Annotated in this window: 26 protein-coding genes; 9 read left to right on the plus strand and 17 right to left on the minus strand. The window is 70.9% G+C overall.

All coding sequences use genetic code 11. The annotated features are described in order from the left end of the window. Position 1 precedes the first annotated feature (1 nt). The gene (locus tag ABZU52_RS03195; RefSeq protein ID WP_354969443.1) at positions 2–559 is read left to right on the plus strand and encodes a sugar O-acetyltransferase; all 558 of its coding nucleotides are present in this window, start codon (positions 2–4) and stop codon (positions 557–559) included. Here the strand turns inward: ABZU52_RS03195 and ABZU52_RS03200 are convergent. Genes ABZU52_RS03200 through fdxA form a run of 5 tightly spaced genes read right to left on the minus strand, consistent with a single transcriptional unit; the run spans position 556 to position 4,338 of the window. Next, positions 556–1,203, minus strand: a complete 648-nt coding sequence (locus tag ABZU52_RS03200) for a nucleoside/nucleotide kinase family protein (RefSeq protein ID WP_354969444.1) — start codon at positions 1,201–1,203, stop codon at positions 556–558. The genes ABZU52_RS03195 and ABZU52_RS03200 overlap by 4 nt on opposite strands. Then, the gene (locus ABZU52_RS03205) at positions 1,203–1,853 is read right to left on the minus strand and encodes an SIMPL domain-containing protein (protein WP_354969445.1); all 651 of its coding nucleotides are present in this window, start codon (positions 1,851–1,853) and stop codon (positions 1,203–1,205) included. Before ABZU52_RS03205 ends, ABZU52_RS03200 begins: the two co-directional genes overlap by 1 nt. A 10-nt stretch (positions 1,854–1,863) precedes the next feature. Beyond that, the gene (locus ABZU52_RS03210; protein ID WP_354969446.1) at positions 1,864–2,892 is read right to left on the minus strand and encodes a prephenate dehydrogenase/arogenate dehydrogenase family protein; all 1,029 of its coding nucleotides are present in this window, start codon (positions 2,890–2,892) and stop codon (positions 1,864–1,866) included. 16 nt (positions 2,893–2,908) lie between these two features. Beyond that, the gene (dapC, locus tag ABZU52_RS03215; protein ID WP_354969501.1) at positions 2,909–4,015 is read right to left on the minus strand and encodes a succinyldiaminopimelate transaminase; all 1,107 of its coding nucleotides are present in this window, start codon (positions 4,013–4,015) and stop codon (positions 2,909–2,911) included. Further along, positions 4,012–4,338 carry a ferredoxin gene (fdxA, locus tag ABZU52_RS03220; protein WP_088975946.1) on the minus strand — a complete coding sequence of 109 codons (327 nt, stop codon included), beginning with the start codon at positions 4,336–4,338 and terminating at the stop codon, positions 4,012–4,014. Before fdxA ends, dapC begins: the two co-directional genes overlap by 4 nt. Before the next feature lie 79 nt (positions 4,339–4,417). Between fdxA and ABZU52_RS03225 the strand changes: the two genes are divergently transcribed. Further along, positions 4,418–5,404 carry a GNAT family N-acetyltransferase gene (locus ABZU52_RS03225; protein WP_354969447.1) on the plus strand — a complete coding sequence of 329 codons (987 nt, stop codon included), beginning with the start codon at positions 4,418–4,420 and terminating at the stop codon, positions 5,402–5,404. Between the two features lie 154 nt (positions 5,405–5,558). Here the strand turns inward: ABZU52_RS03225 and ABZU52_RS03230 are convergent, their stop codons facing one another. The 3 genes from ABZU52_RS03230 to mshB all read right to left on the minus strand — a co-directional run bounded on the left by ABZU52_RS03230 (position 5,559) and on the right by mshB (position 7,509). After that, the gene (locus ABZU52_RS03230; RefSeq protein WP_354969448.1) at positions 5,559–6,023 is read right to left on the minus strand and encodes a hypothetical protein; all 465 of its coding nucleotides are present in this window, start codon (positions 6,021–6,023) and stop codon (positions 5,559–5,561) included. Positions 6,024–6,127: 104 nt separating this feature from the next. Then, complete coding sequence (locus ABZU52_RS03235) at positions 6,128–6,565, minus strand: hypothetical protein (RefSeq protein ID WP_354969449.1); 438 nt, start codon at positions 6,563–6,565, stop codon at positions 6,128–6,130. Positions 6,566–6,582: 17 nt separating this feature from the next. Next, a complete protein-coding gene (gene mshB / locus ABZU52_RS03240) occupies positions 6,583–7,509 on the minus strand; it encodes an N-acetyl-1-D-myo-inositol-2-amino-2-deoxy-alpha-D-glucopyranoside deacetylase (RefSeq protein ID WP_354969450.1) in 927 nt (308 codons plus the stop codon). An 86-nt stretch (positions 7,510–7,595) separates the two neighbouring features. Here mshB and ABZU52_RS03245 point away from each other — a divergent pair, with 86 nt between their 5' ends. After that, entirely contained in the window at positions 7,596–9,740 is a 2,145-nt protein-coding gene (locus tag ABZU52_RS03245; protein WP_354969451.1) for a prolyl oligopeptidase family serine peptidase, read from the plus strand. A gap of 124 nt (positions 9,741–9,864) precedes the next feature. Here ABZU52_RS03245 and pip read toward each other — a convergent pair whose 3' ends face one another. The 9 genes from pip to ABZU52_RS03290 all read right to left on the minus strand — a co-directional run bounded on the left by pip (position 9,865) and on the right by ABZU52_RS03290 (position 18,361). Next, entirely contained in the window at positions 9,865–10,833 is a 969-nt protein-coding gene (pip, locus tag ABZU52_RS03250; protein ID WP_354969452.1) for a prolyl aminopeptidase, read from the minus strand. Positions 10,834–10,885: 52 nt separating this feature from the next. Beyond that, positions 10,886–11,266 (minus strand): VOC family protein, encoded by a 381-nt coding sequence (locus ABZU52_RS03255; protein ID WP_354969453.1) that lies wholly within the window; start codon positions 11,264–11,266, stop codon positions 10,886–10,888. Then, positions 11,266–11,790, minus strand: a complete 525-nt coding sequence (locus tag ABZU52_RS03260; protein ID WP_354969454.1) for an SRPBCC family protein — start codon at positions 11,788–11,790, stop codon at positions 11,266–11,268. Before ABZU52_RS03260 ends, ABZU52_RS03255 begins: the two co-directional genes overlap by 1 nt. Continuing rightward, positions 11,787–12,104 carry a metalloregulator ArsR/SmtB family transcription factor gene (locus tag ABZU52_RS03265; RefSeq protein WP_112619359.1) on the minus strand — a complete coding sequence of 106 codons (318 nt, stop codon included), beginning with the start codon at positions 12,102–12,104 and terminating at the stop codon, positions 11,787–11,789. Before ABZU52_RS03265 ends, ABZU52_RS03260 begins: the two co-directional genes overlap by 4 nt. A 131-nt stretch (positions 12,105–12,235) precedes the next feature. Further along, positions 12,236–13,978 (minus strand): ABC transporter substrate-binding protein, encoded by a 1,743-nt coding sequence (locus ABZU52_RS03270; protein WP_354969455.1) that lies wholly within the window; start codon positions 13,976–13,978, stop codon positions 12,236–12,238. 146 nt (positions 13,979–14,124) lie between these two features. Then, positions 14,125–15,111, minus strand: coding sequence for an ABC transporter permease (locus tag ABZU52_RS03275; RefSeq protein ID WP_354969456.1), 987 nt, complete (start codon positions 15,109–15,111; stop codon positions 14,125–14,127). Between the two features lie 10 nt (positions 15,112–15,121). After that, a complete protein-coding gene (locus ABZU52_RS03280; protein WP_354969457.1) occupies positions 15,122–16,129 on the minus strand; it encodes an ABC transporter permease in 1,008 nt (335 codons plus the stop codon). After that, positions 16,126–17,199, minus strand: a complete 1,074-nt coding sequence (locus ABZU52_RS03285) for a dipeptide ABC transporter ATP-binding protein (RefSeq protein ID WP_354969458.1) — start codon at positions 17,197–17,199, stop codon at positions 16,126–16,128. Before ABZU52_RS03285 ends, ABZU52_RS03280 begins: the two co-directional genes overlap by 4 nt. Positions 17,200–17,254: 55 nt before the next feature. After that, positions 17,255–18,361: an ABC transporter ATP-binding protein gene (locus ABZU52_RS03290; protein ID WP_354969459.1), complete on the minus strand. Its 1,107-nt coding sequence runs from the start codon at positions 18,359–18,361 to the stop codon at positions 17,255–17,257. Positions 18,362–18,588: 227 nt separating this feature from the next. Between ABZU52_RS03290 and ABZU52_RS03295 the strand changes: the two genes are divergently transcribed. The 6 genes from ABZU52_RS03295 (at position 18,589) to ABZU52_RS03320 (ending at position 26,235) form a co-directional block, all read left to right on the plus strand. Continuing rightward, complete coding sequence (locus tag ABZU52_RS03295) at positions 18,589–19,137, plus strand: Uma2 family endonuclease (RefSeq protein WP_350858118.1); 549 nt, start codon at positions 18,589–18,591, stop codon at positions 19,135–19,137. Positions 19,138–19,169: 32 nt separating this feature from the next. Then, on the plus strand, positions 19,170–20,606 hold the full coding sequence (locus ABZU52_RS03300; RefSeq protein ID WP_354969460.1) for a TldD/PmbA family protein: 1,437 nt from the start codon (positions 19,170–19,172) through the stop codon (positions 20,604–20,606). A gap of 217 nt (positions 20,607–20,823) precedes the next feature. Next, positions 20,824–22,191, plus strand: coding sequence for a metallopeptidase TldD-related protein (locus ABZU52_RS03305; protein ID WP_354969502.1), 1,368 nt, complete (start codon positions 20,824–20,826; stop codon positions 22,189–22,191). A gap of 235 nt (positions 22,192–22,426) precedes the next feature. Then, positions 22,427–23,233, plus strand: coding sequence for a hypothetical protein (locus ABZU52_RS03310; protein ID WP_354969461.1), 807 nt, complete (start codon positions 22,427–22,429; stop codon positions 23,231–23,233). A 12-nt stretch (positions 23,234–23,245) separates the two neighbouring features. After that, the gene (locus ABZU52_RS03315; protein ID WP_354969462.1) at positions 23,246–25,174 is read left to right on the plus strand and encodes a fumarate reductase/succinate dehydrogenase flavoprotein subunit; all 1,929 of its coding nucleotides are present in this window, start codon (positions 23,246–23,248) and stop codon (positions 25,172–25,174) included. After that, the gene (locus tag ABZU52_RS03320) at positions 25,171–26,235 is read left to right on the plus strand and encodes a succinate dehydrogenase/fumarate reductase iron-sulfur subunit (protein ID WP_354969463.1); all 1,065 of its coding nucleotides are present in this window, start codon (positions 25,171–25,173) and stop codon (positions 26,233–26,235) included. The genes ABZU52_RS03315 and ABZU52_RS03320 overlap by 4 nt, the downstream gene beginning before the upstream one ends. Positions 26,236–26,354 lie beyond the last annotated feature (119 nt).

Genomic DNA, 26,354 nt, shown 5'->3' on the forward strand with positions numbered 1-26,354 from the left:
GGTGACCTCCATGAAGGACCGGATGCTCGCCGGCGAGCCATACATCGCCGACGATCCCGAGATCATCGCCGACCTGGGCCGGGCCGCCCGGCTGATGGAGCGCTTCAACACCAGTCCGGCGGCCGACCCACCGGCGCGGATCGCGGCACTGCGTGAACTCCTCGGCGAGCTGGGCCAGGACACCTGGATCCGCCCTCCGTTCCACTGCGACTACGGCTGGCAGATCCGGATCGGCCCGCGCAGCTTCGTCAACTACAACGCGGTCTTCCTCGACGTCGCCCGGATCACCCTCGGCGCGGACGTCCAGGTCGGCCCGAACGTGCAGCTGCTCACCCCGACGCATCCGGTCGAGCCCGGCCCCCGACGGGACAAGTGGGAGGCGGCCAAACCCATCACCATTGGCGACAACGTGTGGCTCGGCGGTGGCGCGATCGTGTTGGCCGGCGTGACGATCGGCGCGGACACCGTCGTCGGCGCGGGCGCGGTGGTCACCCGGGACCTGCCCGCCAACGTGGTGGCGGTCGGCAACCCGGCCCGGCCGGTCCGCGAACTCGGCTAGACCGTCGGTGGATCCGACAGCCGAACCACCAGGTCAGCCCGGTCGGCGCTGGGGGTGATCACTGCCGCGTTCAACTCGTCGCTGCCCAGCGCCCACGCCCGCGCCTGCTCCGGAGACCGACCGAACGCCTCGTGCCGGGCGGTCAGCCGGCGGTGCCGCACCTCGGCGTCCAGGTCGAGAAACCACGCCTCGTGCAGCAGCGGTCGGATCTCCTGCCAGGGGAAATCCGGCAACAACAGGTAGTTGCCCTCGGTCACCACCAACCGGACCGACGGCAGCACCTCGATCGCGCCGGCCACCGGCTCCTCCAGCTCCCGGCGGAACTCCGGCGCGTAGACCGACGTCGGCTCCAACCGGTGCAACCGGCGCAGCAGCGAGACGTACCCGTTGGCGTCGAAGGTGTCCACCGCGCCCTTGCGGTCGGCGCGGCCCAGGCGGACCAGCTGCGACTGCGCCAGGTGGAAGCCGTCCATCGGCACCAGGCAGGCGGCCGACCCGACCTCGGCGACGATCCGTTCCGCCAGGGTGGACTTCCCGACACCCGGAGCACCGGCGATGCCGAGCAGTTGTCGTGGGCCGGACTCGGCGAGCACCAACGCCCGCGCCACCAGCTCGTCGACGGAGAGCACCTGGGCCGGCGGCATCAGCCCAAAACCGGGTCGCTGATGGTGAAGCGCGCCTGCACCGCCGCCTGCACCGTCTGCGGCTGCGGGTCCAGCTCAAGCTCCGGCGGACCACCGCCCACGTCGCCGCCCCCGGCGAAGGCCGCACGGGCGAACATCGGCCGGTCGGCGGGGCCCGCATCGGCCAACTCGATCAACGAGGTGACCCGGGCGCCCAGTGCCTCCGCGTACTCCCGGGCCCGCAGCAGCGCGTCGCTGATCGCGGCATGCCGGGCCGCACGATGGGCCGGGCTGTCCGGACGAAGCTCCCACCACGGGCCGGCCACCTCGACCTGGTCCTGGTCGGCGAGCCGGAGCATCAACTCGCCCAGAGCGGTGAAGTCGGTGACCGTGACGGTGGTGGTGACACTGCCGTGCCAGGCGACCACCCGCTCACCCGAGCGCCGGGTCTCCGGCCGCACCCGCAGGTCGCCGGTCTCCCGCCGCGCCACCGCCGGCCCGGAGCCGTCCAACAGCACCCGGACCGCCGCAGCCCGCTCGGCCAACCGGGTCAGCGTCGCCTCCCGGTCCCGGTCGCGGGCGCTCGCGGTGACCGCGAACCGGGCCAGCTCGGGCGGCACCTCCCGGTACGCCTCGCCGCGCACCTGCACCACCGGACTGTCCACCGCCATACCCCTCAGCCTAGCCAGCCACCGGAAGCCACGCGGCGTAGGAAACCGCGTCCGGGTCGACCTGACACCCCGTCAGGTGCCCACCGGCGCCGCCCAACCCGCGCAGCCAGGCCAGCTCGGCGTCCTGGTCGCCGTCGACCGCGAACCGCCTGGACTGGCCGGTGAACCGCCGGTCCAGCAGCGCCGACCGGGCCGCCCTGGCCTCCGTGTAACGGGCGATGAGCGTCTCGGCGTCGTCGGCCCGCAGGGCGGCCGCCAGCCCGTCCAGGAACGCGCGGACCTCGGCCAACTCGTGCAGTACCCGGTCCCGGTTGCCGAGCAGCATGTTCGCGGTCCGTTCCGCCGGAGTGCCGGCGACCCGCGTACCGTCGGAGAAGCTGCCCGCGGCCAGCGCCAGCACCGCGTCCCGCAGCGGCGCCCGCTGCGTCGCCCCGGCCAGCGCACCCGCCAGCAGGTGCGGCACGTGCGAGGCGAGCGCGGCCACCGAGTCGTGTGCCGGCGCGGACATCGGCACGACCCGGGCGCCGAACAACTCCACCAGCAGCCCGGTCAGCCAACGGAAGGCCGCCATCGCGGCACCGGGAGCCGGGCAGAGCACCCAGGCCGCACCGGCCAGCAGGGTCGGCGTGGCGGCGGTCAGACCGGCGGACTCCGCGCCGGCCATCGGATGCCCGGGGACGAACCGATCGCTGAGGCCGAGCCGATCGGCCGTCTCGGTCACCTCCACCTTGGTGCTGCCGACATCGGTCAGCACGCAGCCGGGCCCGGTCAGCTCGGCGACCCGGGCCAGGGTGTGCGGCAGAGTGGGCAGCGGGCCGCAGAGGAAGACCACGTCCCGATCGGCCACGGCCTGCTCGATCGTGGCCGGGGCGAGCACACCCCGCCGCTGGGCGCGCTCCCGGGTGGCCGGGTCCGGATCCCATCCGACAACGTCCAGGCCGGCGTCGGCCAGGCGCAGCAGCACCGAGCCGCCGATCAGCCCGGTGCCGATCACGGCGGCGCGCACCCTGGCGTACCGCCCGGTCATGCCGTCGGTCATCGCCGGCCGCCCGGGGTCAGGCCCGGAGCCGGCCGGCTACCGCCGCGACGTGCTCGTCGGACTCGGTCAGCGCGACCCGGACATACTGCCCGGCCGTGGGGCCGTAGAAGACGCCGGCGGCGACCAGGATGCCGCGACGAGCCAGCCAGTCGACCGTCTGCCAACAGTCCTCACCCCTGGTCAGCCAAAGATAGAGGCCCGCCTCGGAGTGCTCGACGGTGAACCCGGCACCGGTGAACGCCGCGGTGAGCACCTCCCGCCGGGCGCGGTAACGCTCCCGCTGCTCCTCGGCGTGTCGCTCGTCCTCCAGCGCGGCCACCATGGCCGCCTGCACCGGCGCGGGCACGATCATGCCCGCGTGCTTGCGGACCTTGAGCAGCTCGGCGACGAGCGCCGGGTCGCCGGCCACGAAGCCGGCCCGGTAGCCGGCGAGGTTGGACCGCTTGGAGAGCGAGTGCAGGGCGAGCACCCCGGCGTAGCTGCCCCCGCTGACCTGCGGAGACAGCACCGAAACCGGCTCGGCCGACCAGCCCAGCGGCAGGTAGCACTCATCGCTCGCGACCACCGCGCCCCGTTCCCGGGCCCAGTCGACCACCTTGCGCAGATGCGCCGCGGGCAACACCCGGCCGGTCGGATTGCCGGGCGAGTTGACCCAGACCAACCGGACCCGGGAGGTCGGCCCGACCGACGTGAGCGAGTCGGTGCGGACGACTGTCGCCCCGGCCAGCCGGGCACCGTCCTCGTAGGTGGGGTACGCGATCGACGGCACCACCACCACGTCCCCCGGGCCGATGCCGAGCAGGGTGGGCAGCCAGGCCACCAACTCCTTCGAGCCGATGGTGGGCAGCACACCGAGACCGTCGACGCCGGCGCCACAGGCGCGGGACACCCACGCCGCGATCGCGGCCCGCAACGCCGGGGTGCCGGCGGTCAGCGGGTAACCGGGAGCGTCGGACGCGTCAGCCAACGCCCGGCGGATCACCTCGGGCACCGGATCGACCGGCGTACCCATGGAGAGGTTGATCAGGCCCTCCGGATGCGCCGCGGCCAGCGTGGCCGCGGCGTCCAGGGTGTCCCAGGTGAACTCGGGCAGCCGCGACGAGACCGGCGCGGGCCGGTTCAGTGGCCCTCGCCGCGCGGCGGCTGCGCGGCGACGAAGGTGGCGTCCTTCTCCACCTTGCCGACCTTCGAGGCACCACCGGGCGAGCCCAGGTCCTCGAAGAACTCGTAGTTCGCGGCGGTGTAGTCCTTCCACTGCTCCGGGACGTCGTCCTCGTAGAAGATCGCCTCCACAGGGCAGACGGGCTCACAGGCACCACAGTCGACGCACTCGTCGGGGTGGATGTAGAGCATCCGGTTGCCCTCGTAAATGCAGTCGACCGGGCATTCCTCGATGCATGCCTTGTCGAGCACATCTACGCACGGCTCGGCGATGATGTAGGTCACCGGTCTTCTCCTCCGCAAGACTCGCCGCGATCTCCCGCGACGGTAAGAGCCTAGTATCTCGCCGGGGAGGGGGTCGATCGTGCTCCGACAGCAGGATGTGGGACACCGAATCGTGGTCCGCCGGATTGTGGGGATTCGCGAGGGCCGCCCACAATTCTCCGATGCCCTCGGCGAGCTGGTTGAGCTGAGCGAGACTCATCTCACGCTGGCCACCGCGCAGGGACAGCTCCGGGTGCCGGTGGCGCAGGTCCACCGCGCCAAGCGGGTACCGCCGACCCGTCGGCCGACCGCCGCCGCCGTCGTGGCGCTGGAGCGGGCCGCCGACGAGGCGTGGCCGGCACCGACCCGGGGCCGGCTCGGTGACTGGCTGCTCCGGTCGGCCGAGGGCTGGACCGGGCGCGCCAACTCGGCACTGCCGATCGGCGACCCGGACCGGCCACTGGCCGCCGCGGTCGACGCGGTGGAGCGCTGGTACGCCGAGCGGGGCCAACCGGCGTTGATCAACACGCCGTTGCCCCTCGCCGCGCCGGTCGGCGCAGAACTGGACGCCCGCGGCTGGGGCGCTCGCCCGCCGACGCTGGTGCAGACCGCGCCGCTCCCCCGGCTCGCGTCGGCCGGCGCCCTGGACGACGCCGCCGGTGCACCGGCCGGCGGGAGCAGTGCGGTCGTCGAGCTGGCCACCGCGCCGAGCGACGAGTGGCTGGCCATCGCCGCCGGCCGCAAGGGCGGTCTGCCGGAGGCCGCCCGGCACGTCCTCACCGCCGTGGACCAGGTCCGCTTCGCCCACGTGTACGCCGATGGCGCCCTGGTGGCGGTCGGCCGCGGCACGGTGACCGGCCAGGGGCGCTGGCTGGGCCTGAGTCTGATCGAGGTGCTGCCGGTGGCCCGCCGGCAGGGACTGGCCCGCCGTGTGATCAACGAACTGGCCGCCTGGGGCGTGTCCGGCGGCGTGACGCACGCGTTCCTCCAGGTCGAGCAGCGGAACGAAGCGGCAGTCGCGCTCTACCAGCGGCTCGGCTTCGTCACCCACCACACCTACCTGACCCGGGTCGCGCCGGAACGCTGATCCACTCGACTTTCAGGAACTCGCGGCATCCCGGTGCCCAGGACACCCCGACTTCAAGGAAGCCGAGTCGATCAAGCCGCGGGGGCGCGAGTCAGGCCGGCCGGACGTACGGCCGGTCGGGCCAAGCCTGGCGCGGGTCGGGCTGGGCCGGTGGTCAGCGGCGGACGACCCGGCGCGGCTTGGCGGCCCTGACCTCGGCGTACCGCTTGAGCTGCTGAGAGCGGTAGTCCCGCCCGAGCGCGGTGAGCACCAGGTAGCCGATCAGCAGCCCGGCGCCGGTGGCGAGCAGGTACAGCCAGATCTGGGCGAAGAACGTCGCCGCGCCGCCGGCGAACGGGTTGTGACCGACCAGCAGCGGCCCGACCAGCACGGTCAGCAGCATCGCCACCGGCACCACCAGGGCCATGTCGGCCGCCCAGTCCGCCAGCGGTCGGCGACGGCCCCAACGGAAGGCGACCACGGCGAGGAGCAGCCCGATCACCGTGAACATCACCAGCGACACCCGGTCGGCCGCGGTGTCGTCAGTGTCGAAGCCGAACCGGGTGACCAGTCGGGCGACCACGTTGACCGCGAACAGCGCTGCTACGAGCACCCCGAGGTCACGCCACCGCTTGTCCATCGCCGGACCCTCCTGCCGTACGCCCCGTCGCGGGGTTCGCATCCCTGGCAGGAATATCTACCACCCTTACCTGGGAGACGTCATCACCCGGCAGCAACCCGGCATCAGCCGCCGAGCATGGGCGGCTGCGGGGCGAGGATCTGCCGGAAGCCCATCACCGCGAAGGTCATCGCGCCGGCCACGATCATGGCCAGCCCGACCCAGTTGTCGCCGGCCAGCAACAGGTCGCCCTCGCTGGTCCGGATGGCGGCGACCGCCATCAGCGCGAACCACGGCACCGCCGGCAGCGCCACCGCCCAGCGACGGCCGACCGCCTCGTACGCGAACCAGCTCAGCACGATGTTGGCGCCGATGGCGAGGAGTACCGACACGCCGATCAACTGCCCACCGACGCGGACCGTGGCGAGCAGCAGCTCCAGCACCCCGGTCACCACCCCGGCGACGACCACGACGATCGCACCGACCAGCCGCAGGCCCAGGTCCACCAACCGCGGCGGTGGCCCCGCCGGGGGCGGGGCTTGCGGGTCCTGCACGACCGTCATCGGTGCGACCGGCACTGTCACCGGAGACCCGCCGCCGCGACCGGGGACCGGTCCGGGGCGCTCTCCGCGGGCAGGCCGCCGAAGAGGTCGTCCTCCCAGCCGTACGGCCCGTTGCCCGGGCCCTTCTCGCCGACCGCGAGGGTGAAGAACTCCACGCCCATGAACTCGCCGCCGAAGTTGCCGGCAATCGAGTAGAGCCAGGAGTTGGCCGGGATCTGGGTGGCGTGCGCCCGCATCGCGGCCTCCTTGGCCTGGTGGCGGTCGGTGCCGTCGATCCGGGCGGCGATCTGCGCGTCCGGGGTGCCGAAGGGCAGGTCGGCGATGTCCTCGATGCCGCCGAACGGGTTGTCGGAGGACTCGGCGAAGTGCGTCATGCCGGCCTCCAGGACGCTCAGCGGCATGGCCGTCCAGTAGACCTTGGCCGGGGCGCAGCCCTCGGCGGCGGCCAGCTCGACGGCGCGCATGGCCACCCGGTGCGCCTGGATGTGGTCGGGGTGGCCGTAGAAACCGTTTGGGTCGTACGTGACGAGCACCTGCGGGCGTACCTCTCGCATGATCTCCACGAGGTGCCCGGCGGCCTCGTCGAGGTCGGCCTGCCAGAAGGCCCGGGGGTGCTCGTTGGTCGCGAGCCCCATCATCCCGGAGTCGCGGTAGCGGCCGGCGCCGCCGAGGAAGCGGTGGTCGTCGACGCCGAGCGCGGCGCACGCGGCGGCCAGCTCGGCGACGCGGTACCCGCCGAGCTGGTCGGCCTCGGCGGCGGCGAGCTGGGCCAGCGCGGGCACGTGGATCTCGCCCTCCTCGCCGAGCGTGCAGGTCACCAGCGTGACGTGCGCGCCGTCGGCGGCGTAGTGGGCCATCGTCGAGCCGGTGCCGATCGACTCGTCGTCGGGGTGTGCGTGGACCAGCAGCAGGCGGCGGTCGGGCAGCATCGTCACGACGGTCACTCTAACTGGCGGGCCGGTCCGGCCGAGGCTGACGCGTCCGCGCAGGTCGGCCACATCACCTCCGCTCCGGCTCTACGATTTGGCGTGTGGACTTTCCGGAGCTGGCCGCCCGCACCCACCGGTTCAGCCACGGCGCGCCACGCGCTGTCTCGGTGGCTGAGGACGGCTCCCGGGTGATCTTCCTGCGCTCCGCCGGCCCTGAGGATCCGGCGGACGCGCTGTGGCTGCTGGACGTGGGCACCGGCGAGGAGCGGCTGGTCGCCGATCCGGCGACCCTGCTGGGCGAGGGCGGGAACGTCCGCTCCCTCTCCCCCGGCGAACGCGCGCTGCGCGAGCGGCTGCGGCTCAGCGCCGCCGGCATCGGCTCGTACGCGTTGGACGCGGCCGGTCGGGTTGCGGTGTTCGCGCTGGCCGGGCGGTTGTTCCGGGCCGATCTGGTGCACGGGGACGTGGTGGAGGTGGCGGCCGTCGGCCCGGTGCTGGATCCACGCCCGGACCCGAGCGGGCAGCGGCTGGCGTACGTGACGGACGCGGCCGAGGGGGTGCGCCGGGGTGAGCTGCGGGTGATCGACCCCGACGGCACCGACACCCTGCTGGCCGGCGAGGACGCCGGGGTGAGCTGGGGGTTGGCCGAGCACATCGCGGCCGAGGAGTTCGGCCGGTACCGAGGGTACTGGTGGGCGCCGGACGGCCGTTCGGTGCTCGCCGCCCGGGTCGACGAGTCCCGCCTGGAGCGGTGGCACCTGCACGATCCGGCGCAGCCGGCCAGCCCGCCGACGGCCGTCGCGTACCCCCGGGCCGGTGGGCCGAACGCGGAGGTCAGCCTGCACCTGCTGGACCTGGACGACGGCTGGGTCGACGTGCACTGGGACCGGGAGACCTACCCGTACCTGACCGGGGTCAGCTGGGGCGAGGGCAGCCCGTTGATCACGGTGCTGCGCCGCTCGCAGCAGCACGGGCTGGTGTTGGCGGTGGACCCTCGCACGGGTGAGACGCAGGTGCACGCCGAGCTGGCCGACCCGCGCTGGGTCGAGCCGATCGCCGGCACCCCCGCCCACCTGCCGGACGGCCGGGTGCTGGTCGGTGGGGAGCTGGCTCACGACGGGTACGACGCCCGCTGCCTGTTCGCGGACGGCACCCTGCTCACCCCGCCGTCGCTGTACGTGCGGCGGGTGGTGGGTCGGCTGCCGGCCACCGCCGGCCCGGCCGACCTGCTGGTGGAGGCGAGCGACGGCGAGCCGAGCGAGCGGCACCTGTTCCGGGTCCGCACCACCATCGGCGGTGGGGTGGACGCGCGCCGGCTCACCACCGACTCCGGCTGGTACACCGCCGCGGTGGGTGGGGACGTGCAGGCGGTCGGCTTCGCGTCGCTGGATCATGCCGGGGTGCGCTGGACGGTCCGCCGCGGCAACGAGGAGATCGCCGAGCTGCGCTCGTTCGCCGCCACCCCGCCGTATTCTCCGCTGCCGCTGCTGGAACGGGTGACCGATCGGCGGCTGCCGGCGGCGGTGCTCTACCCGGACAACCACGTGACCGGCCGGCGGCTGCCGGTGCTGCTGGACATCTACGGCGGCCCGGGGCACCAGGAGGTCGTGGCGGCGCGGGCCGCGTGGTTGGAACGGCAGTGGTGGGCCGACGCCGGGTTCGCGGTGGTCACCATCGACAACCGGGGTACGCCGGGCGTGGCGCCGTCGTTCGAGAAGGCGATCCACCGACGGGTCGCCGACGTGATCCTGGCCGACCAGATCGACGCCCTCACCGCGCTCGCCGGCAAGCACCCCGATCTGGATCTGGGCCGGGTTGGGGTGCGCGGTTGGTCGTTCGGCGGGTGGCTGGCCGGGTTGGCGGTGCTGCGCCACCCGGAGCTGTTCAAGTGCGGGATCGCGGGCGCCCCGGTGACCGACTGGGCGCTGTACGACACCGCGTACACCGAGCGTTATCTGGGTTTGCCGGAAGACGGCCTGGACATCTACGCGCACCACTCGCTCGTCGAGTTGGCTGCCGAGCCGGTCACCGGCCCCGACCAGGCCCGCCCGTTGCTGCTGGTGCACGGGCTGGCCGACGACAACGTGGTGGCCGCGCACACGCTGCGGCTGTCGGCGGCTCTGCTGAGCGCTGGCCGGCCGCACGCCGTGCTGCCGCTGACCGGGGCCACGCACATGGCCGCCAACGGCACCGCCGAGCGGCTGCTCCCCCTGGAGCTGGATTTCCTGCGTACCCACCTGCGGTAAGCACCCTTTGCTCTGCACCCGCCGAGGCGACACCCGCGAAGGAGGTCCCGGTGACGCCGGGCCGTGAATCTTGGACAGTTTCCGTCAGCAGCGGACGGAAACTGTCCAAGATCTCCTGTTCGCGTCACCCGCGATCGTTCGCCTGGCGGGCGAGGAACTGGGTGGTGGCTTCGATGAGCAGGCCGCGGGTGCCAGGTTCGGAGCCGCTGTGGCCCACACCCTCCACGATGTGAAACGTCGCCTCAGGCCAGACCCGATGCAGGTCCCAGGCTTGGTTCGGCGGCGTCTTGATGTCGTAACGGCCGTTCACGATGACCGTCGGGATGTGTCGAATGCGGTCGACGCCCGCCAGGAGACCTTCCGGCGGGAGGAAGCCGCCGTTGCTGATGTAGTGGTGTGTGATGCGGGCGAACGCCAGCAGGCTGGTGTCGTCGATGTCGGGTGGCGTCATCGGCAGCAGGGTGTTGGCCGAGAGTTCCCAGTTCATCCAGGCGCGGGCCGCCGGGCCGTGGACCGCGGGGTCGGGGTCGTTGATGCGGCGGCCATAGGCGCCGACAAGGTCGTCCTGTTCGGTGACGGGGATCGCAGCACGAAATGCCGCCCACTCAGCGGGGAACAGGTGCGCCGCGCCAGCCGAGGTGAACGCCCAGGCCTCGTCTGACCTGCGAACCAACCACACGCCACGAAGCACGAGTTCGGTGACCCGCTCGGGATGGGCATGCGCGTAGGCCAGGCCGAGGGTGCTGCCCCAACTGCCGCCAAAGACGAGCCAACGCTCGATCCTCAAGTGCTCGCGTAGCCGCTCGATGTCCGCCACCAGATGCGGGGTGGTGTTGCGTTCCAGTGACGTCTTCGGGTCGCCCGCGGAGGGCCGGCTGCGCCCGCAGTTTCGCTGGTCGAACAGCACGACCTGATAGCCGGACGGGTCGAAGTACCGCCGATTGTCCGGGAGCAGGCCACCGCCGGGGCCACCGTGCAGGAACACCGCGGGTTTGCCACCCGGATTTCCGCACAGCTCCCAGTAGACCTCGTTACCGTGGCCGACGCTGAGCATCCCGGAGTCGTACGGCTCGATGGGCGGATACCAGTCCATCATTCAACCCCCGTGGTTGGTCGCGCCGGAACAGATGCCCGAACGAGCTGAATCAGTCACCGACTCTCGGGACCCCCCACGTGGACAGGCAGAACGGATGCCCGGCCGGGTCGGCGTACACGAAGCAGTGGTCCGCGTTGGGCTGATGCGCGAATCGGGTAGCGCCGGCCGCCAGCACACGCGCTCCGGTCGCCTCCAGGTCGTCGACGAAGAACTCGAGGTGCATCTGCATCCCCACCTCGCCATCCGGCCAGGTAGGTGGCCGGTAGTCGTCGATCTGCTGGAACCCGATGTCACCGTTCGGCCCCTCGACGAGCGCCCAGCACTCGTCACCCTTCGCGACCCCGCCGGTGATCTCGGCGTAGAACCGTGCGAGCGCGATCGCGTCGGGCGCATTGACCGTCGTCAGGCTGAGCCTGATCTGGTCCGACATCAGCTGATTCCCATCTGCTGGTACGCCGGCGTGAGCTCTTCCCAGCGTTGCTTCCAGCCGGGCGCTCCGGCATCGGAGTTCCAGCCCTCCGGATGGACCGGGCCGTCGATCTCCAGCGACCGACCGAGATCCTCTAAGTGGACCCGCCACCCGGAGGCGTGGAACGGGAGATTCCTGATCGGCAGGCCGCGCTCCTCGACCACCAGCCGGGTCTTGGAGCCCTCCTTGGTCAACCACGCCTCGATCTGCCCCTCGTCGTCCGTACCCGGCTTCGTCGTCAGCAGCAGGTGGTGGGGCGCATCGCACACCTCGATGCGTGCCGGACCGGTCCAGCTGCTCGTGAAGACGGCCTGGATCGTGCCGCCGACCCGCAGGTCGCCGTCGACCCGGGCCATCCAGCGGGCCAGCCGCTCCGGCGTCGTGCACGACTGCCAGAGGTCGCCGATGTCCGTGTCGTAAAGGGACTCGACCCGGACTGCTCCGCGGGTCTCGTCGAGCGTTCGCATCGTGGCGGTCGTGGTCATCGTCGCGCCTTCTTTCCTCGTGCGATCTCGGTATGAAGAGCGTCGAGCCTGTTCTCCCAGAGCCGGCGGTACTCCCCAAGCCACTCGTCGACCTCGACGAGCGCCTCCGGGCGGAGTGTGTAGATCCGGCGTTGCGCGTCCTGGCGTACGTCGACCAGCCCGGCTTCCCGCAGCACGCGGAGATGCCGGGACACGCCCGGGCGAGCGATCGGGAGAGCCTCGGCCAGCTCTCCCGCACTCGCCGGATGATCGCGGAGGATATCGAGAACCGTGCGCCGGCTCTCGTCTGCCAGCGCGTGCAACACGGCGTCCATGACGTCAATGTAACCGTTCGGGTACGTACCCGCAAGGTTACAAACCGCAGGTCGCAGCCGATCGCCAGGAACAGAAGGGTCCCCTCCCGACGGCGTTGTCGAGAGGGGACCCTTCTGGTCTGCGGTGTGCCTTACGGCATGACGTGCGCGTTCACGAACGACGGGTAGCCGAAGACGCTGGAGATGAAGATCCCGCCCGCCTTGGACCCGTGCACGTTGTAGGCCACGTCGACGTAGAGCGGCACCACGGGCGCGTGCTCCTTCATGATCCGCTCGTCGAGCTTGGCCCACTCGGGGCCCTGCTCGGCGGCGGGCAGCGCCGAGATCCGGTCCATCTCGGCATTGATCGTCGGGTCGTTGAAGTAGGACTGGTTGCTGTTGCCCTCGGCCTTGATGGTGCGACCGTCGTAGAGCACCGGCAGGATCGAGGCCCCGCTCGGCCAGTCCGCCGCCCAGTTACCGATGTACAGGTCCCAGGGGTTGTCCTTCTTCTTGATCTCGTCGAGCTTCGCGTCGTCCGAGATGTTCCGCAGCGTGATCTTGAAGCCGGCGCGCTCCAGGTTGGCCTTGAGCTGAGCGCCCTGCTGCTGCTCGGTGGAGTTGTCGGCGACACCGAGGACCAACTCCGGCGTCTTGCCGCCGAGCAGCTCCTTGGCCTTGTCGACGTTGCCGTTGGGGCCAGCCGGGTAGGCCTCGTACGCCTTGTAACCGATGGTGGCCGGCGGCATCAGCGTGGTCAGCGGCGCGGCGACGGTCTGACCACCGAGCGCCTTGATCATGCCCTCGCGGTCGATGGCGTAGTTGAGCGCCTGACGGACCTTCAGGTCGGTGACCCGCTGGTTGTTGATGACGAGCTGGTTGGCGCTCGGGGTCGGGGAGAGGATCGTCCGCGACTTGAGCGCGGCGTCCCCGGCGACCTTGGCGACCAGCGAGGCGGGCACGGTGTTGAAGGCGAGGGCGCTCTGGTCGGCGCCGTTGTCGGCGATCACCCGGTTGTTGGCGGCGTCCGCGGTCGGGCCGAAGGTCCACACGAACTGGTCCGGGTACTGGTGCCGGACCGGGTCGGTGTTCGGGTCCCAGTTGGGGTTGCGGTCCAGGGTGATCTGCACGCCGACCTGGTTCTTGGCGACCTTGTACGGGCCGGACGAGAACGGCTGCTTGTCCACGTCGATGCCGGTGTCCTTGTCGGCGGGCAGCGGCGCGGTGGTCGGCAGCGAGACGGCGAACGGCAGGTCACAGCGGGGTTTGGCGAACTCGAAGCGCAGCGTCTTGGCGTCCGGCGTGCTCAGGCCCGGCGGCAGCGACGTCTTGTTCTTCTTGAAGTCCCACTTGGTGTCGAACTGCGGGGTGTCGGCCAGCCACTCCTGGAGGTAGGTCGGGCCACCGGAGAGGTCCGGGTCGAAGGACCGGGCGATGCCGTACGCGATCTCCTTGGAGGTGATCGGCCGGCCGTCCTCGAACTTCACCCCGTCCTTGATGGTGAATTCCCAGACCTTGCAGTCGTTGTTGACGTTCTTGCCCGGCGTCTCGGCCAGGTCGCCGACGAGGACCAGGCCGCCCTTGCCGTCGTCCTTCCAGGTGGTCAGGTAGCGGGACCAGAGGGGGTTGGCCATCAGACCGGCGAACGAGTACGTCCGCTGCGGGTCGAGGTGGGAGATCGGCGACTCCCGGATGACGGTGAAGGTGCCGCCCTTCTGCGCCCCGCTCACCTCGGCCGCCGGACCCTGCGAGTCCTTGGGGTCGGTCGCGATGACCCCGGTCTGCTGCCGCTCGGTGTTCACCGTGGTGCCCTCGCCCGTGTTCTTCGAGCACGCACCCAATGCCACCACCAGAGCGATCGCGCCGCCTGCGGCAGCCACCACGCGTGGTCTCATGAAGTACCCCCTTCACCCATGTGCCGTGCGGTTTCGTCGGGGCGAGAACCGCCGACGTCCCGAGGATCGTAAGGAAGAAAACCTACGAGTTGTGTAACAGTTGTCGATAAATTCCGCCAGCAGCCACGCGCGGGACGGCGAACGGCTCAGCGCAGCCGCACCCGGGGGTCGATGGCCGCGTAGAGCAGGTCCACCAGCACGTTCGCCAGCACCACGAAGACGGCCGCGATCAGCACGGTGGCCATGATGGTGGGCAGGTCACCCGAGCGCACCGCGTCCACCGCGGTACGCCCCAACCCCTGGATGCCGAACGTCGTCTCGGTGATCACCGTCCCGCCCAGCGCCCCACCCACGTCCAGCCCGGCGATCGTCACCACCGGAGTGATCGCCGCGCGCAGCGCGTGTCGCCCGTACACAATGGGTTTGGCCAGGCCCTTGGCCCGCGCGGTCCGGACGAAGTCCTCGGACAGCGTCTCCAACATCTGCGCCCGGGACAGCCGGGCGTAGATGGCCGAGAAGAGGAAGGCCAGCGCCACCCAGGCGAGCACCAGCCCGCTGGCCCACTTCGCCGGGTTGTCGAAGAGGAGGGTGTAGCTGGGCACCGGCAGCCACCGCAGGTTGTAGACGAACACCAGCAGCAGCACCGCACCGACGAAGTAGAGCTGCAACGACGCGCCGGTCAGCGAGAAGCCGATCGCCAGCCGGTCCAGCCAGGTGCCCCGACGCAGCGCGGACACCATGCCGAGCCCCACGCCGAGCAGCAACCAGAGGATGGCCGCCGGGATCACGATGCTCAGCGTCACCGGCAACACCCGGGCGATGGTGTCCGAGACGGCCTCGTTGGTGACGTACGACCAGCCCAGGCAGGGCGCGTCGCACCTGCCGCCCTGGGCGCTGCCCAGGTCCCGTCCGGTGACGATGCCCTTCATGTAACCGGCGTACTGGCTGATCAGCGGGTCGTTCAGGCCCAGGTCGTCGCGGACCCGCTCCAGCCGCTCCGGGTTGCAGTTCTTCGAGCAGATGCTGCTGACCGGGTCACGCGGCAGGGCGAAGAACATCAGGAAGGTCAACACGCTCACCGCGAACAGGGTCAGCGTGGCGGAGAACAGCCGCTTGATCAGGAACCGTGACATGGGTCCACCCCTACCGGGACGACTTCGGGTCGAGCGCGTCCCGCAACGCGTCGCCGAAGAGGTTGAAGGCGAACACCAGCGCGAAGATCGTGATGCCCGGGAAGAACACGTACGCCGGGTCGGTCTGGAGGAAGTCCAGACTGCGGTAGATCATCCGGCCGAAGCTCGGCGTCTCGTCGCTGAGGCCGACGCCGATGAACGACAGCGCCGCCTCGCTGGTGATGAACTGCGGCACCGCCAGGGAGAACGACACCAGGATCGGTGCCCAGATGTTCGGCAGGAGCTGCCGGAAGATGATGTGCCCCAGCCCGGCGCCGCTGGCCTTGGCGGCCTCCACGAACTCCCGTTCGCGCAGTGCGATCACCTGCCCGCGCACCAGGCGGGCCGTGCTGGTCCAGCCGAAGATGGCGAAGACGGCGATCAGCACACCCACCCCGAACGCGGACGACACCTGCCCCCGCTCACCGTAGAAGCGCAGCGTGACGGTGGGCATGAGCGCCAGTGCGATGATCAGGAAGGGCATCGCCAGGGTCAGGTCGGTGATCCAGTTGATCACCGCGTCGAGCCAGCCGCCGAGGTAGCCGGCGAGCGCGCCGAGCACCACCCCGATCGTCGCGGTGATCAGGGCCGCCGCGAACGCGATGAAGAGCGAGGTCCGCAGCCCGTAGATCAGCCGGATGAAGATGTCCCGACCCAGCCCCGGCTCCAGCCCGAACCAGTGCCCGCCGCCGACCCCACCGGCGTAACCCAGCGGCATGCCGAAGCCGTCCAGCAGGCTCTGGAACTGCTCCCGCGGGCCGATCCCGTAGACCATCTCGATCAGCGGGGCGGCCAACCCCAACAGCATGAAGAAGACCAGGAGTACGCCGCTGACCACCGCCGTCCGGTCGCGGCGCAACCGCAGCCAGGCGAGCTGACCGGGCGAGCGTCCGACAACGCCCTTCGCGGCCGGCTCACCCGGGTCGGTGCCGGACTCGATCTCGGCCAGCGCCACACCCTCCACCGGGGAGAGACTCACGACGACACCTCCTCGACGACCGCGTCGGTCGCCCCGACGGGCGCCCCACTCTCTGGGCTCGTGCCGGCTGTTCCCCCTCCGGGGCTCGTGCTGGCCGATTCCCCTCCGGGGAAGTGACAAGCGGTGGCCTGGCTGCCGCCGTCGCGCGGGACCAGCGCGGGCTCCTCGGTGGCGCAGATGTCCTGCGCCTTCCAGCAGCGGGTGCGGAACCGGCAGCCCGACGGTGGGTCCAGCGGGGTGGGCACGTCACCGGTCAGCCGGATCCGACCCGCCGGGCCGAGCTGGGTGACGTCCGGGATCGCGGAGAGCAACGCCCGGGTGTACGGATGCTGCGGGCGCTCGTAGATGTCGGCCCGGTCGCCGATCTCCACGATCCGGCCCAGGTACATCACCGCGACCCGCTGGCAGAAGTGCCGGACCACGGCCAGGTCGTGCGCGATGAACACGAAGGCCAGGCCGAGCTCCCGTTGCAGGTCCCGCAGCAGGTTGACGACCTGCGCCTGGATCGAGACGTCCAGGGCGCTCACCGGCTCGTCCGCGACGATCAGCTTCGGCCGCAGGGCCAGCGCGCGGGCGATACCGATGCGCTGGCGCTGCCCGCCGGAGAACTCGTGCGGGTACCGGTTGTAGTGCTCCGGGTTCAGCCCGACCAGCTCCAACAGCTCCTGCACCCGCGCCTTGATCCCGCCCGGCGGCTTGATCCCGTTGACCTGCAGCGGCATCGCCACGATCCGGCCCACGGTGTGCCGCGGGTTCAGCGAGGCGTACGGGTCCTGGAAGATGATCTGAAGTTCCTGACGCAGCGGGCGCAGTTCGCGGCGGCCGGCGTGGGTGATGTCCCGCCCGTCGAACTCGATGCTGCCGCTGGTCGGCTCCAACAGCCGCACCAGCATCCGGCCGGTGGTGGTCTTGCCGCAGCCTGACTCCCCCACCAGGCCGAGCGTCTCGCCGGGGCGCACGTCGAAGTCAAGCCCGTCCACCGCCCGCACCAGACCGGTGGCGCGCAGCCCCTGGCGTACCGGGAAGTGCTTGCTCAGGCCGCGTACCCGCAGCAGTGGTTCGTCGGTCATCTCCACAGTCCTCCGTTCGGGACTGCGGTACTCCGCTGCGCTGCGTTCCTCGCCCTCACACAGCCACCCCCACTCGTGCGATGTCCTCGGCGTAGAACGTGGCGCGCTCCTCGGCACTGAGGTGACAGGCGACCAGGTGACCATCTGCCCCGGCGGGGCGCAGCTCGGGGACCTCGGTGCGGGAGCGGCTGCCGGCACGGTCCGCGTACCGGCAGCGTGGGTGGAACGCACAGCCCGGTGGCAGGTTGATCAGGCTGGGCGGGTTGCCGGGGATGGGCACCAGGTCCGCGTCCGCGTCGCCGTGCAGCGACGGCACGCTGGAGAGCAACCCCCAGGTGTACGGATGCTGCGGCGAGCGGAGCACCTGCTCGACGCTGCCCCGCTCGACGGCCCGCCCGCCGTACATGACCAGCACGTCGTCGGCGACCTGGCCGACCACGCCGAGGTCGTGGGTGATCAGAATGATCGCGGAGTGGAACTCGGCCTGGAGGTCGGCGAGCAGGTCCAGGATCTGCGCCTGCACGGTGACGTCCAGCGCGGTGGTCGGCTCGTCGGCGATCAGCAGCGCCGGGTCGTTGACCAGCGACATCGCGATCATCGCCCGCTGGCGCATGCCGCCGGAAAACTCGTGCGGGTACTGGTCGAAGCGACGCGCCGGCTGCGGAATGCCGACCCGGTCCAACATGTCGACCGCCCGCTGGCGGGCCTCGCGCCGGTTGGCCTTCGGGTGATGCACCCGGTACGCCTCGGCGATCTGCCGGCCGACCGTGTAGTACGGGTGCAGCGCCGACAGTGGATCCTGGAAGATCATCGCCATGTCCCGGCCGCGCAGCCGGCGTACCTCCTCGTCTGGAAGACCGACCACCTGCCGGCCACCGACGGAGATCTCCCCGGTGATGGTGGTCCGTTTCGGGTCGTGCAGGCCGAGGATCGCCAGCGAGGTGACGCTCTTGCCGGAGCCGGACTCCCCGACGATGCCGAGGGTGCGGCCCCGCTCGACGGCGAACGACACCCCGTCGACCGCGCGCACGGTGCCGTCCTCGGTGTCGAACCGGACCCGCAGGTCACGCACCCGCAGGTAGGCGTCCTGGTCGGAGCGCTGCGCCGGCGCGGCGGGGCGGTCATCCGGGTCCCCGGACGGCGAGAGTTCCGAGCTGTCCACGGCCGCCTCCCTCAGTGACGAAGAGAACTTACAGCAAAGTCCCGAGGGCGAAAATAAGCTACAAAGGCGGCAGCTGTCAGCGGGCCCGAGCGTAACGAGTCGGCATCGGCCCCGCACCCCCGTCACCTCGCCATCCACGCCCGTTCATGGCTTTGATCGCACGTCAAGTGCGATCATTGGGCGAGCAGCCAGCAGAGGATGCCCGTGGCACGAGGTGGAGGTGACCCATGACCGCGGCGGTGTTCGATCACGAAGGTCCGTGGACCGAAGAGGAGTTCCTCGCCCTCGGCGAGACGCAGGATCGCGTCGAACTCTTCGACTGGAGCCTCCACGTGACCCCAGGACCCACTCCACGGCACCAACGAATCTCCCGCAAGCTTGGCAACATCCTGGAGGCAGCCGCAGAGGCGGCCAACCTTGAGCTGCTGGAGGCGGTGAACGTCCGGCTCCGGCCAGGTCGAATACCGATTCCCGACCTCGTCGTCACCAACGCAATCGATCTCGACGAGCCCAACATCGAGTCAGCTGATGTGCGCCTGGTCTGCGAGATAATCTCGCCCAGCAACGCGTCCACCGACAAAGTCCTCAAGATGCACTACTACGCCGCAGCCGGCATTGAGTGGTATCTGCTGGTGGAGCAGGGGACGGGTGCCATGCGCCTTTACCAGCGGCAGGGCGGCCACTACGTGGAGCGGGCAACGACAAAACGCGGCGAGGTGTTGGAGCTGACCGAACCGGTGCGGGCCACCATCCGGCCGGAGGATCTCGTCCCCTGACGGGTGTCGGTTGGCTGGCCTAGGGTCGGTCCATGACCGAGTTCGACGCGGCCAGCGCCGCCGTCCAGGCCGCCCTCGACGCGGGGGCGCGGTACGCCGACGCGCGGGTGATGCACCGCCGCTACGAGTCGATGACCGCGCGCAACGGTGACGTGGAGGAGTTGACCCAGGACGAGAGCGTCGGGCTGGGAGTCCGGGCGTTGGTCGGGGCGAGTTGGGGCTTCCACGCCGTACCCAATCTGTCGGACGCCGCCGCCCGCGACGCCGGCCGGCGTGCGACCCGGACCGCCATGGCGAGCGCACGGGTGCCGGGCCCTCCGGTCGACCTGGTGCCGGTCGAGGCGGTCACCGCGAGCTGGGCCTCCGGCTGCCAGATCGACCCGCTCGGGGTGCCCCTGTCGGACAAGGGCGACCTGCTGGTCGACGCGACCCGCACGATGGCCGAGCACGGCGCGGACCTGGCCGAGGGCCTGTACCAGATCTGGGACACCGCGAAGTGGTTCGTCTCCAGCGAGGGCCACCGGATCGACCAGCGGATCCGCGAGTGCGGCGGCGGCATCTCGGCCACCTCGATCGGCGACGGCGAGACGCAGCGCCGCTCCTGGCCCAGCTACCGCGGGCAGTACGGCACCACCGGGTGGGAGTTGGTGGAGTCGCTGGATCTCGCCGCGCACGCCGCGCAGATCGCCGAGGAGTCCCGGGCGCTGCTCACCGCGCCGCTCTGCCCGGCCGGTGAGACGGATCTGATTCTCGGCGGCGAGCAGTTGGCCTTGCAGATCCACGAGTCGGTCGGGCACGCCATCGAACTGGACCGGATCCTCGGCTGGGAGGCGGCGTTCGCCGGCACGTCCTGGCTGGACCTGGCCCAGCTCGGCTCGCTGCGCTACGGCTCGGAGCTGATGAACATCACCATCGACCCGACCATCCCGGGCGCGCTGGGCAGCTTCGGCTTCGACGACGAGGGTTACCCGGCGGTCAAGCGGGACGCGGTCCGGGACGGTCGCTGGGTGGGTGTGCTGGCCGGTAGGGATTCCGCAGCGATGGCCAGCCTGGACTACGGCGGCAGCGTACGGGCCGACGGGTGGGCTCGGCTGCCGATGGTGCGGATGACAAACGTCGGCCTGGAACCCGGCCCGCACACCCTGGAGGAGATCATCGCGGCCACCGACGACGGCGTGTTGATGGACCTCAACCGGTCCTGGTCGATCGACGACAAGCGGCTCAACTTCCAGTTCGGCTGCGAGGTCGGCTGGGAGATCAAGAAGGGGCGGCGGGGGCGGATGCTGCGCAACCCCACGTACACCGGGATCGGCCCGCTGTTCTGGCGCTCGATGGACATGCTCTCCGGCGAGACGGTCTCCTGGGGCACGCCCAACTGTGGCAAGGGCCAACCCGGCCAGATCGGGCACACCGGCCACCCGGCGGCGCCGGCCCGGTTCCGCAACGTCCGGGTGGGGGTGTCAGCGTGAGCGCGAGGAGTGAGCCGGGTTTGCGAGCCCCGCAGTCGCGAACGAAAGGGGGCTCAGTGAGCGCGAGGAGTGAGCCGGGTTTGCGAGCCCCGCAGTCGCGAACGAAAGAGGGCTCAGTGAGCGCGAGGAGTGAGCCGGGTTTGCGAGCCCCGCAGTCGCGAACGAAAGAGGGCTCAGCGTGAGTGGGCAGACGGAGTTGGAGCTGGCGGGGCAGGTTATGGAGCTGGTTCGGCGTCTTGGCGGGCCGGCCGCGCAGGCCGAGGCGGTGGTGACGCGGGCGGACCTGGCGCTGACCCGGTTCGCCAACTCGGGTATCCATCAGAACGTCTCGGAGTCGACCGTCGGGGTTCGACTGCGGGTGCACGTCGACGGTCGGACGGCCGCCGGCGGCGGCAGCGTGGTGACCTCCGACGGGTTGGCCGCCCTGGTGGAGCGCACCCTGGCGGCGGCGCGGCTCTGCCCACCCGACCCGGGTTGGCCGGGGCTGGCCCCGCCCATGCCCGTGCCGGAGGCGCCGCCCGTCGACGAGGCCACCGCGCACGCCGAGCCGGATCAGCGGGCCGACCGGGTGGGGGCGTTCGTGGCCGCCGCCGGGGGCCTCAGCACCGCCGGTTACTGCCGCACCGCGCACCGCTCGTCGGCGTTCGCCAACTCGGCCGGGCACTCGGCGTACGGCCGCTCCGTGGAGGCGGCGATGGACGGCATCGCCCGCCGCGATGGCGCGGACGGGGTGGCCCGGCGCAGCGCCGACCGGCTGTCCGACCTCGACGGCGCCGAGCTGGGCGCGCGGGCGGCCGCGAAGGCGCAGGCGGCGGCCGACCCGGTGGAGCTGCCGCCGGGGCACTACGAGGTGGTGTTCGAGCCGGCCGCCGTGGCGGACCTGCTGCAGAACCTGTCGTTCTACGGCTTCAACGGCAAGCGGTACGCCGAGCGGCAGTCGTTCGCCGAGCCGGGCGTGGCCCAGTTCGACCGGGCGGTGACAGTGGTGGACGACCCGCTCGGCGGGTCCGGGGTGCCGTTCGACGCGGAGGGCACCGGTCGACGGGCGTTGACGCTGGTCGAGGCGGGCACCACCCGGGCGGTGGCGCACGATCGCCGGACCGCCGCCGAGGCGGGCGCGGAGTCCACCGGGCACGCGGTTGCGGGTGGCACTACCTGGGGCCCGATGGCCCGTAACCTGCGGCTGACCGGCGCGGTGGCGGGGCCGGTCAGTGCGGCGGGCCGGAGCACCACCGGCGCGGCGGCAGGCGCGGTCGTCGACGCGGACACCGCCGCGTTGGTGGCCGGCGTACGCCGAGGGCTGCTGGTCACCGACCTCTGGTACACCCGGGTGCTCGATCCGAAGAGCCTGGTCGTCACCGGGCTGACCCGCAACGGCGTCTGGCTGATCGAGGACGGCACTGTCGTCCGGGCGGTCCGTGACCTGCGGTTCACCGAGTCGTACCCGCGGGCGCTGGGGCCGGGGGCGGTGCTCGGGCTGGGCTCGGAGGCGGTGCGTCAACCGGACCGGGTGGACGGTGCCTGGTGGGCGGCGCCCTCGGTACGCCTGGCGTCCTGGCACTTCACCGGTGGCGCGTCGGGCTGACGTGTCCGGCGACGCGGCGCATCGCCGGCTTTTCCGCAGGCCAGACACACGGGACACTCCCTTGCGCGGACGGCCCGCAGAGATCGGCGTAACGTGTGTCACTTAGCTGCGTCGGTCGATCCGGCGTGGTCGTTGGTGTGCGCATGACGTGGCAGCGGGTGCGGGTTCGCCGGTCCGCGTGCCGACCGGAGAGAGACCAGCCCGCCCGTACGGGCCCGTCGAGGAGACGACTCGAATGACTTCAACGGCAACGAGGCCGAGGGGGGCGCGGGCGCGCGCCGCCATCGCGGCGAAGACGTTGCGTACCGACCGATGGTGGTTCGCCCCGCTGATCACCGTGATCGGGCTCAGCGCCTGGGTGGCGTACGCGACGGTCCGGGTCTTCATGCACAAGTGGTACTGGGTGGACCAGTTCCACTACCTGACCCCGTTCTACTCGCCGTGCGTGACCGACCGGTGTGTCGAGGAAGCCTCGCACTTCGGCCGGTTCCTGCCCGGCTGGTGGATCATCCCGGACGCCGCGCTGACCCTGCCGTTCCTGCTGCTGTTCCGGCTCACCTGTTACTACTACCGCAAGGCGTACTACCGGTCGTTCTGGCTGTCGCCGCCGGCCTGCGCCGTTCCAGACGGGCACAAGGAGTACGGCGGGGAGACCCGTTTCCCGCTGCTCGGACAGAACCTGCACCGCTACTTCTTCTACGCCGCCGCGATCATCTCGCTGATCAACACCTGGGACGCGATCCTCGCCTTCCACTCACCGAAGGGCTTCGGCTTCGGGCTGGGCAACATCATCCTGCTCGTCAACGTGGTGATGCTCTGGGCGTACACAATCTCCTGCCACTCCTGCCGGCACATCATCGGCGGCCGGCTCAAGCACTTCTCCAAGCACCCGGTGCGCTACCGGGCCTGGACCTTCGTCTCGGCGTTGAACGTCCGGCACATGCAGCTCGCCTGGATCACCCTCGGCACCCTGGCGCTGGCCGACTTCTACATCATGGCGCTCGCGGCCGGCTGGTTCTCCGACCTGCGGTTCATCAACTAAAGGGCCCCTGACATGACCACTACCACTCGCATCGAACGACACCACTACGACGTCGTCGTCATCGGGGCCGGCGGCGCCGGTCTGCGCGCGGCGATCGAGGCCCGGCTGGCCGGCAAGAAGACCGCGATCATCTCCAAGTCGCTGTTCGGCAAGGCGCACACGGTGATGGCCGAGGGCGGCGCGGCCGCCGCGATGGGCAATGTGAACAGCCGGGACAACTGGCAGGTGCACTTCCGCGACACCATGCGCGGCGGCAAGTTCCTCAACAACTTCCGGATGGCCGAGCTGCACGCGAAGGAGTCGCCGCAGCGGATCTGGGAGTTGGAGACGTACGGGGCGCTCTTCGACCGCACCAAGGACGGCAAGATCTCGCAGCGTAACTTCGGCGGCCACGAGTACCCGCGCCTGGCGCACGTGGGCGACCGGACCGGCCTGGAGCTGATCCGCACCCTCCAGCAGAAGATCGTCTCGCTGCAGCAGGAGGACCAGCGGGAGTTCGGCTCGTACGACGCCCGGATCAGGGTGTTCTCCGAGACGACCATCACCGAGCTGCTGCTCGACGGTGACCGGGTGGCCGGCGCGTTCGGCTACTACCGCGAGTCGGGCGAGTTCATCCTCTTCGAGGCGCCGGCGGTGGTGCTGGCCACCGGTGGCGTCGGGCGCTCCTACAAGGTCACCTCGAATTCCTGGGAGTACACCGGGGACGGGCACGCGCTGGCGCTGCGCGCCGGGGCGACGCTGATCAACATGGAGTTCCTCCAGTTCCACCCGACCGGCATGGTCTGGCCGCCCTCGGTGAAGGGCATCCTGGTCACCGAGTCGGTGCGCGGTGACGGTGGCGTCCTGAAGAACTCCGAAGGCAAGCGGTTCATGTTCGACTACGTCCCCGACGTCTTCCGCAAGCAGTACGCGGAGACCGAGGAGGAGGCGGACCGCTGGTACACCGACCCGGACAACAACCGGCGTCCGCCGGAGCTGCTGCCCCGTGACGAGGTGGCCCGTGCCATCAACAGTGAGGTCAAGGCCGGTCGGGGATCCCCCGCCGGCGGTGTCTTCCTGGACATCGCGAGCCGGCGCTCGGCCGACGAGATCCGCCGCCGACTGCCCTCGATGTACCACCAGTTCAAGGAGCTGGCCGACGTCGACATCACGGCCGAGCCGATGGAGGTCGGGCCGACCTGCCACTACGTGATGGGCGGCGTCGAGGTGGACCCGGATTCGGGCGCCGCCTACGGCCACGTACGCGGGCTGTTCGCCGCCGGTGAGGTCTCCGGCGGCATGCACGGCTCCAACCGACTCGGTGGCAACTCCCTGTCCGACCTGCTGGTCTTCGGCAAGCGGGCGGGTGGGCACGCCGCCAGCTACGCCGACGGGCTGGCCGCCCGGCCGAAGGTGGCCGTGGACGCGGTCGAGGCCGCCGTGGAGACCGCGCTCGCTCCGCTGCAACGGGACACCGGCGAGAGCCCGTACACCCTGCAGCAGGACCTCCAGGCGGTGATGGGGGATCTGGTCGGCATCATCCGGCGCGAAGGCGAGCTGGCCGACGCGCTGGTGCGACTGGCCGAGCTGCGCGAGCGGGTGGCCAAGGTGAGCGCGGCCGGCGGCCGACGCTACAACCCGGGCTGGCACCTGGCCCTGGACCTGCGCAACATGCTGGTGGTCTCGGAGTGCACCGCGAAGGCGGCGCTGGAGCGGCAGGAGTCGCGCGGCGGGCACACCCGGGAGGACTACCCGGCGATGGAGCCGAAATGGCGGCAGGTCAACCTGGTCTGCGCGCTCGACGGCGACACCGTGCAGCTGACCCGCAAGCCGCTGCCGAAGATGCGGCCGGAGCTGATCGGCCTCTTCGACCGGGCCGAGCTGGCCAAGTACCTCACCGACGAGGAGCTCGCCGACTTCGACGCCCTCGTTGCCGACGCTGGAGAGGCGGACAACCGATGAGCGCGAAGCGTCAGTTCCGGATCTGGCGGGGCGACGAGACCGGCGGTGACCTCCAGGACTACATGGTGGAGGTGAACGAGGGCGAGGTCGTCCTCGACGTCATCCACCGCCTCCAGGCCACCGACGCGCCCGACCTGGCCTGCCGGTGGAACTGCAAGGCCGGCAAGTGCGGCTCCTGCTCGATCGAGATCAACGGCAAGCCGCGGCTGGGTTGCATGACGCGGATGTCGACCTTCGGCGACGACGAGACCGTCACGGTCACCCCGCTGCGCACCTTCCCGGTCATCCGGGACCTGGTCACCGACGTCTCGTTCAACTACGAGAAGGCACGGGAGACTCCGGCGTTCGCCCCTCCGGCGGACGTGGCCCCGGGTGACTACCGGATGCAGCAGGTCGACGTCGAGCGCTCGCAAGAGTTCCGCAAGTGCATCGAGTGCTTCCTGTGCCAGACGGTCTGCCACGTGATCCGCGACCACGACGAGAACAAGCAGGCGTTCTCCGGCCCGCGGTACTTCATCCGGGCGGCCGAGCTGGACATGCACCCGCTGGATGCCCGGACCGACCGCAAGGAGTACGCGCAGGCCGAACAGGGCCTCGGCTTCTGCAACATCACCAAGTGCTGCACCGAGGTCTGCCCCGAGCACATCAAGATCACTGACAACGGGATCATCCCCATGAAGGAACGGGTCGTGGACCGCAGGTACGATCCCCTTGTGTGGCTTGGTAGCAAGATCTTCCGTCGGGGCGAGACGCCCCAGACCAGCGTGACCACCGCCCGTCCGGGCTCGGCGACGCCGGGCTCCGCCCGGGGTGGGGTGCACTCGCACGCGGGTGGCTCCCACGACTCGCGGGCCGAGGCGCAGGCGCAGAGCGGCGTGAACTGGCACCGGGAGGTGCCCCACCCGACCGCGCCGGCGGTCGACGATCGGGGCAAGCTGCCGCTGACCGAGCTCACCTTCGACCGGGCCGCCGCGCCGTCGCCGTTCGGCGACGACGTGACCTTCCCGCTGCCTCCGGAGCACCTCAACTTCGCCCACCCGGATCAGAACGACAAGCACTAACCACCTGAACAACAGCGGGGGCCGTGGCTGAATCCACGGCCCCCCCACCACATCCCGGGTGCTTCTCCCCACCCGTGTGGCCCGTTGTTAATTAATTTATTTGCCCCGAACGCCGCCGG

It is taken from the genome of Micromonospora sp. NPDC005220, from assembly GCF_040607895.1.
Taxonomy (GTDB): Bacteria; Actinomycetota; Actinomycetes; order Mycobacteriales; family Micromonosporaceae; genus Micromonospora.

Bases quoted from the DNA above. Each gene is read 5' to 3' on its own strand.
- ABZU52_RS03200 (WP_354969444.1), bottom strand. From the start codon at position 1,203: ATGCCGCCGGCCCAGGTGCTCTCCGTCGACGAGCTGGTGGCGCGGGCG.
- ABZU52_RS03205 (WP_354969445.1), bottom strand. From the start codon at position 1,853: ATGGCGGTGGACAGTCCGGTGGTGCAGGTGCGCGGCGAGGCGTACCGG.
- ABZU52_RS03210 (WP_354969446.1), bottom strand. From the start codon at position 2,892: ATGACCGACGGCATGACCGGGCGGTACGCCAGGGTGCGCGCCGCCGTG.
- ABZU52_RS03230 (WP_354969448.1), bottom strand. From the start codon at position 6,023: ATGGACAAGCGGTGGCGTGACCTCGGGGTGCTCGTAGCAGCGCTGTTC.
- ABZU52_RS03235 (WP_354969449.1), bottom strand. From the start codon at position 6,565: ATGACGGTCGTGCAGGACCCGCAAGCCCCGCCCCCGGCGGGGCCACCG.
- pip (WP_354969452.1), bottom strand. From the start codon at position 10,833: ATGGACTGGTATCCGCCCATCGAGCCGTACGACTCCGGGATGCTCAGC.
- ABZU52_RS03255 (WP_354969453.1), bottom strand. From the start codon at position 11,266: ATGTCGGACCAGATCAGGCTCAGCCTGACGACGGTCAATGCGCCCGAC.
- ABZU52_RS03260 (WP_354969454.1), bottom strand. From the start codon at position 11,790: ATGACCACGACCGCCACGATGCGAACGCTCGACGAGACCCGCGGAGCA.
- ABZU52_RS03265 (WP_112619359.1), bottom strand. From the start codon at position 12,104: ATGGACGCCGTGTTGCACGCGCTGGCAGACGAGAGCCGGCGCACGGTT.
- ABZU52_RS03270 (WP_354969455.1), bottom strand. From the start codon at position 13,978: ATGAGACCACGCGTGGTGGCTGCCGCAGGCGGCGCGATCGCTCTGGTG.
- ABZU52_RS03275 (WP_354969456.1), bottom strand. From the start codon at position 15,111: ATGTCACGGTTCCTGATCAAGCGGCTGTTCTCCGCCACGCTGACCCTG.
- ABZU52_RS03285 (WP_354969458.1), bottom strand. From the start codon at position 17,199: ATGACCGACGAACCACTGCTGCGGGTACGCGGCCTGAGCAAGCACTTC.
- ABZU52_RS03295 (WP_350858118.1), top strand. From the start codon at position 18,589: ATGACCGCGGCGGTGTTCGATCACGAAGGTCCGTGGACCGAAGAGGAG.
- ABZU52_RS03300 (WP_354969460.1), top strand. From the start codon at position 19,170: ATGACCGAGTTCGACGCGGCCAGCGCCGCCGTCCAGGCCGCCCTCGAC.
- ABZU52_RS03305 (WP_354969502.1), top strand. From the start codon at position 20,824: ATGGAGCTGGTTCGGCGTCTTGGCGGGCCGGCCGCGCAGGCCGAGGCG.
- ABZU52_RS03310 (WP_354969461.1), top strand. From the start codon at position 22,427: ATGACTTCAACGGCAACGAGGCCGAGGGGGGCGCGGGCGCGCGCCGCC.
- ABZU52_RS03315 (WP_354969462.1), top strand. From the start codon at position 23,246: ATGACCACTACCACTCGCATCGAACGACACCACTACGACGTCGTCGTC.
- ABZU52_RS03320 (WP_354969463.1), top strand. From the start codon at position 25,171: ATGAGCGCGAAGCGTCAGTTCCGGATCTGGCGGGGCGACGAGACCGGC.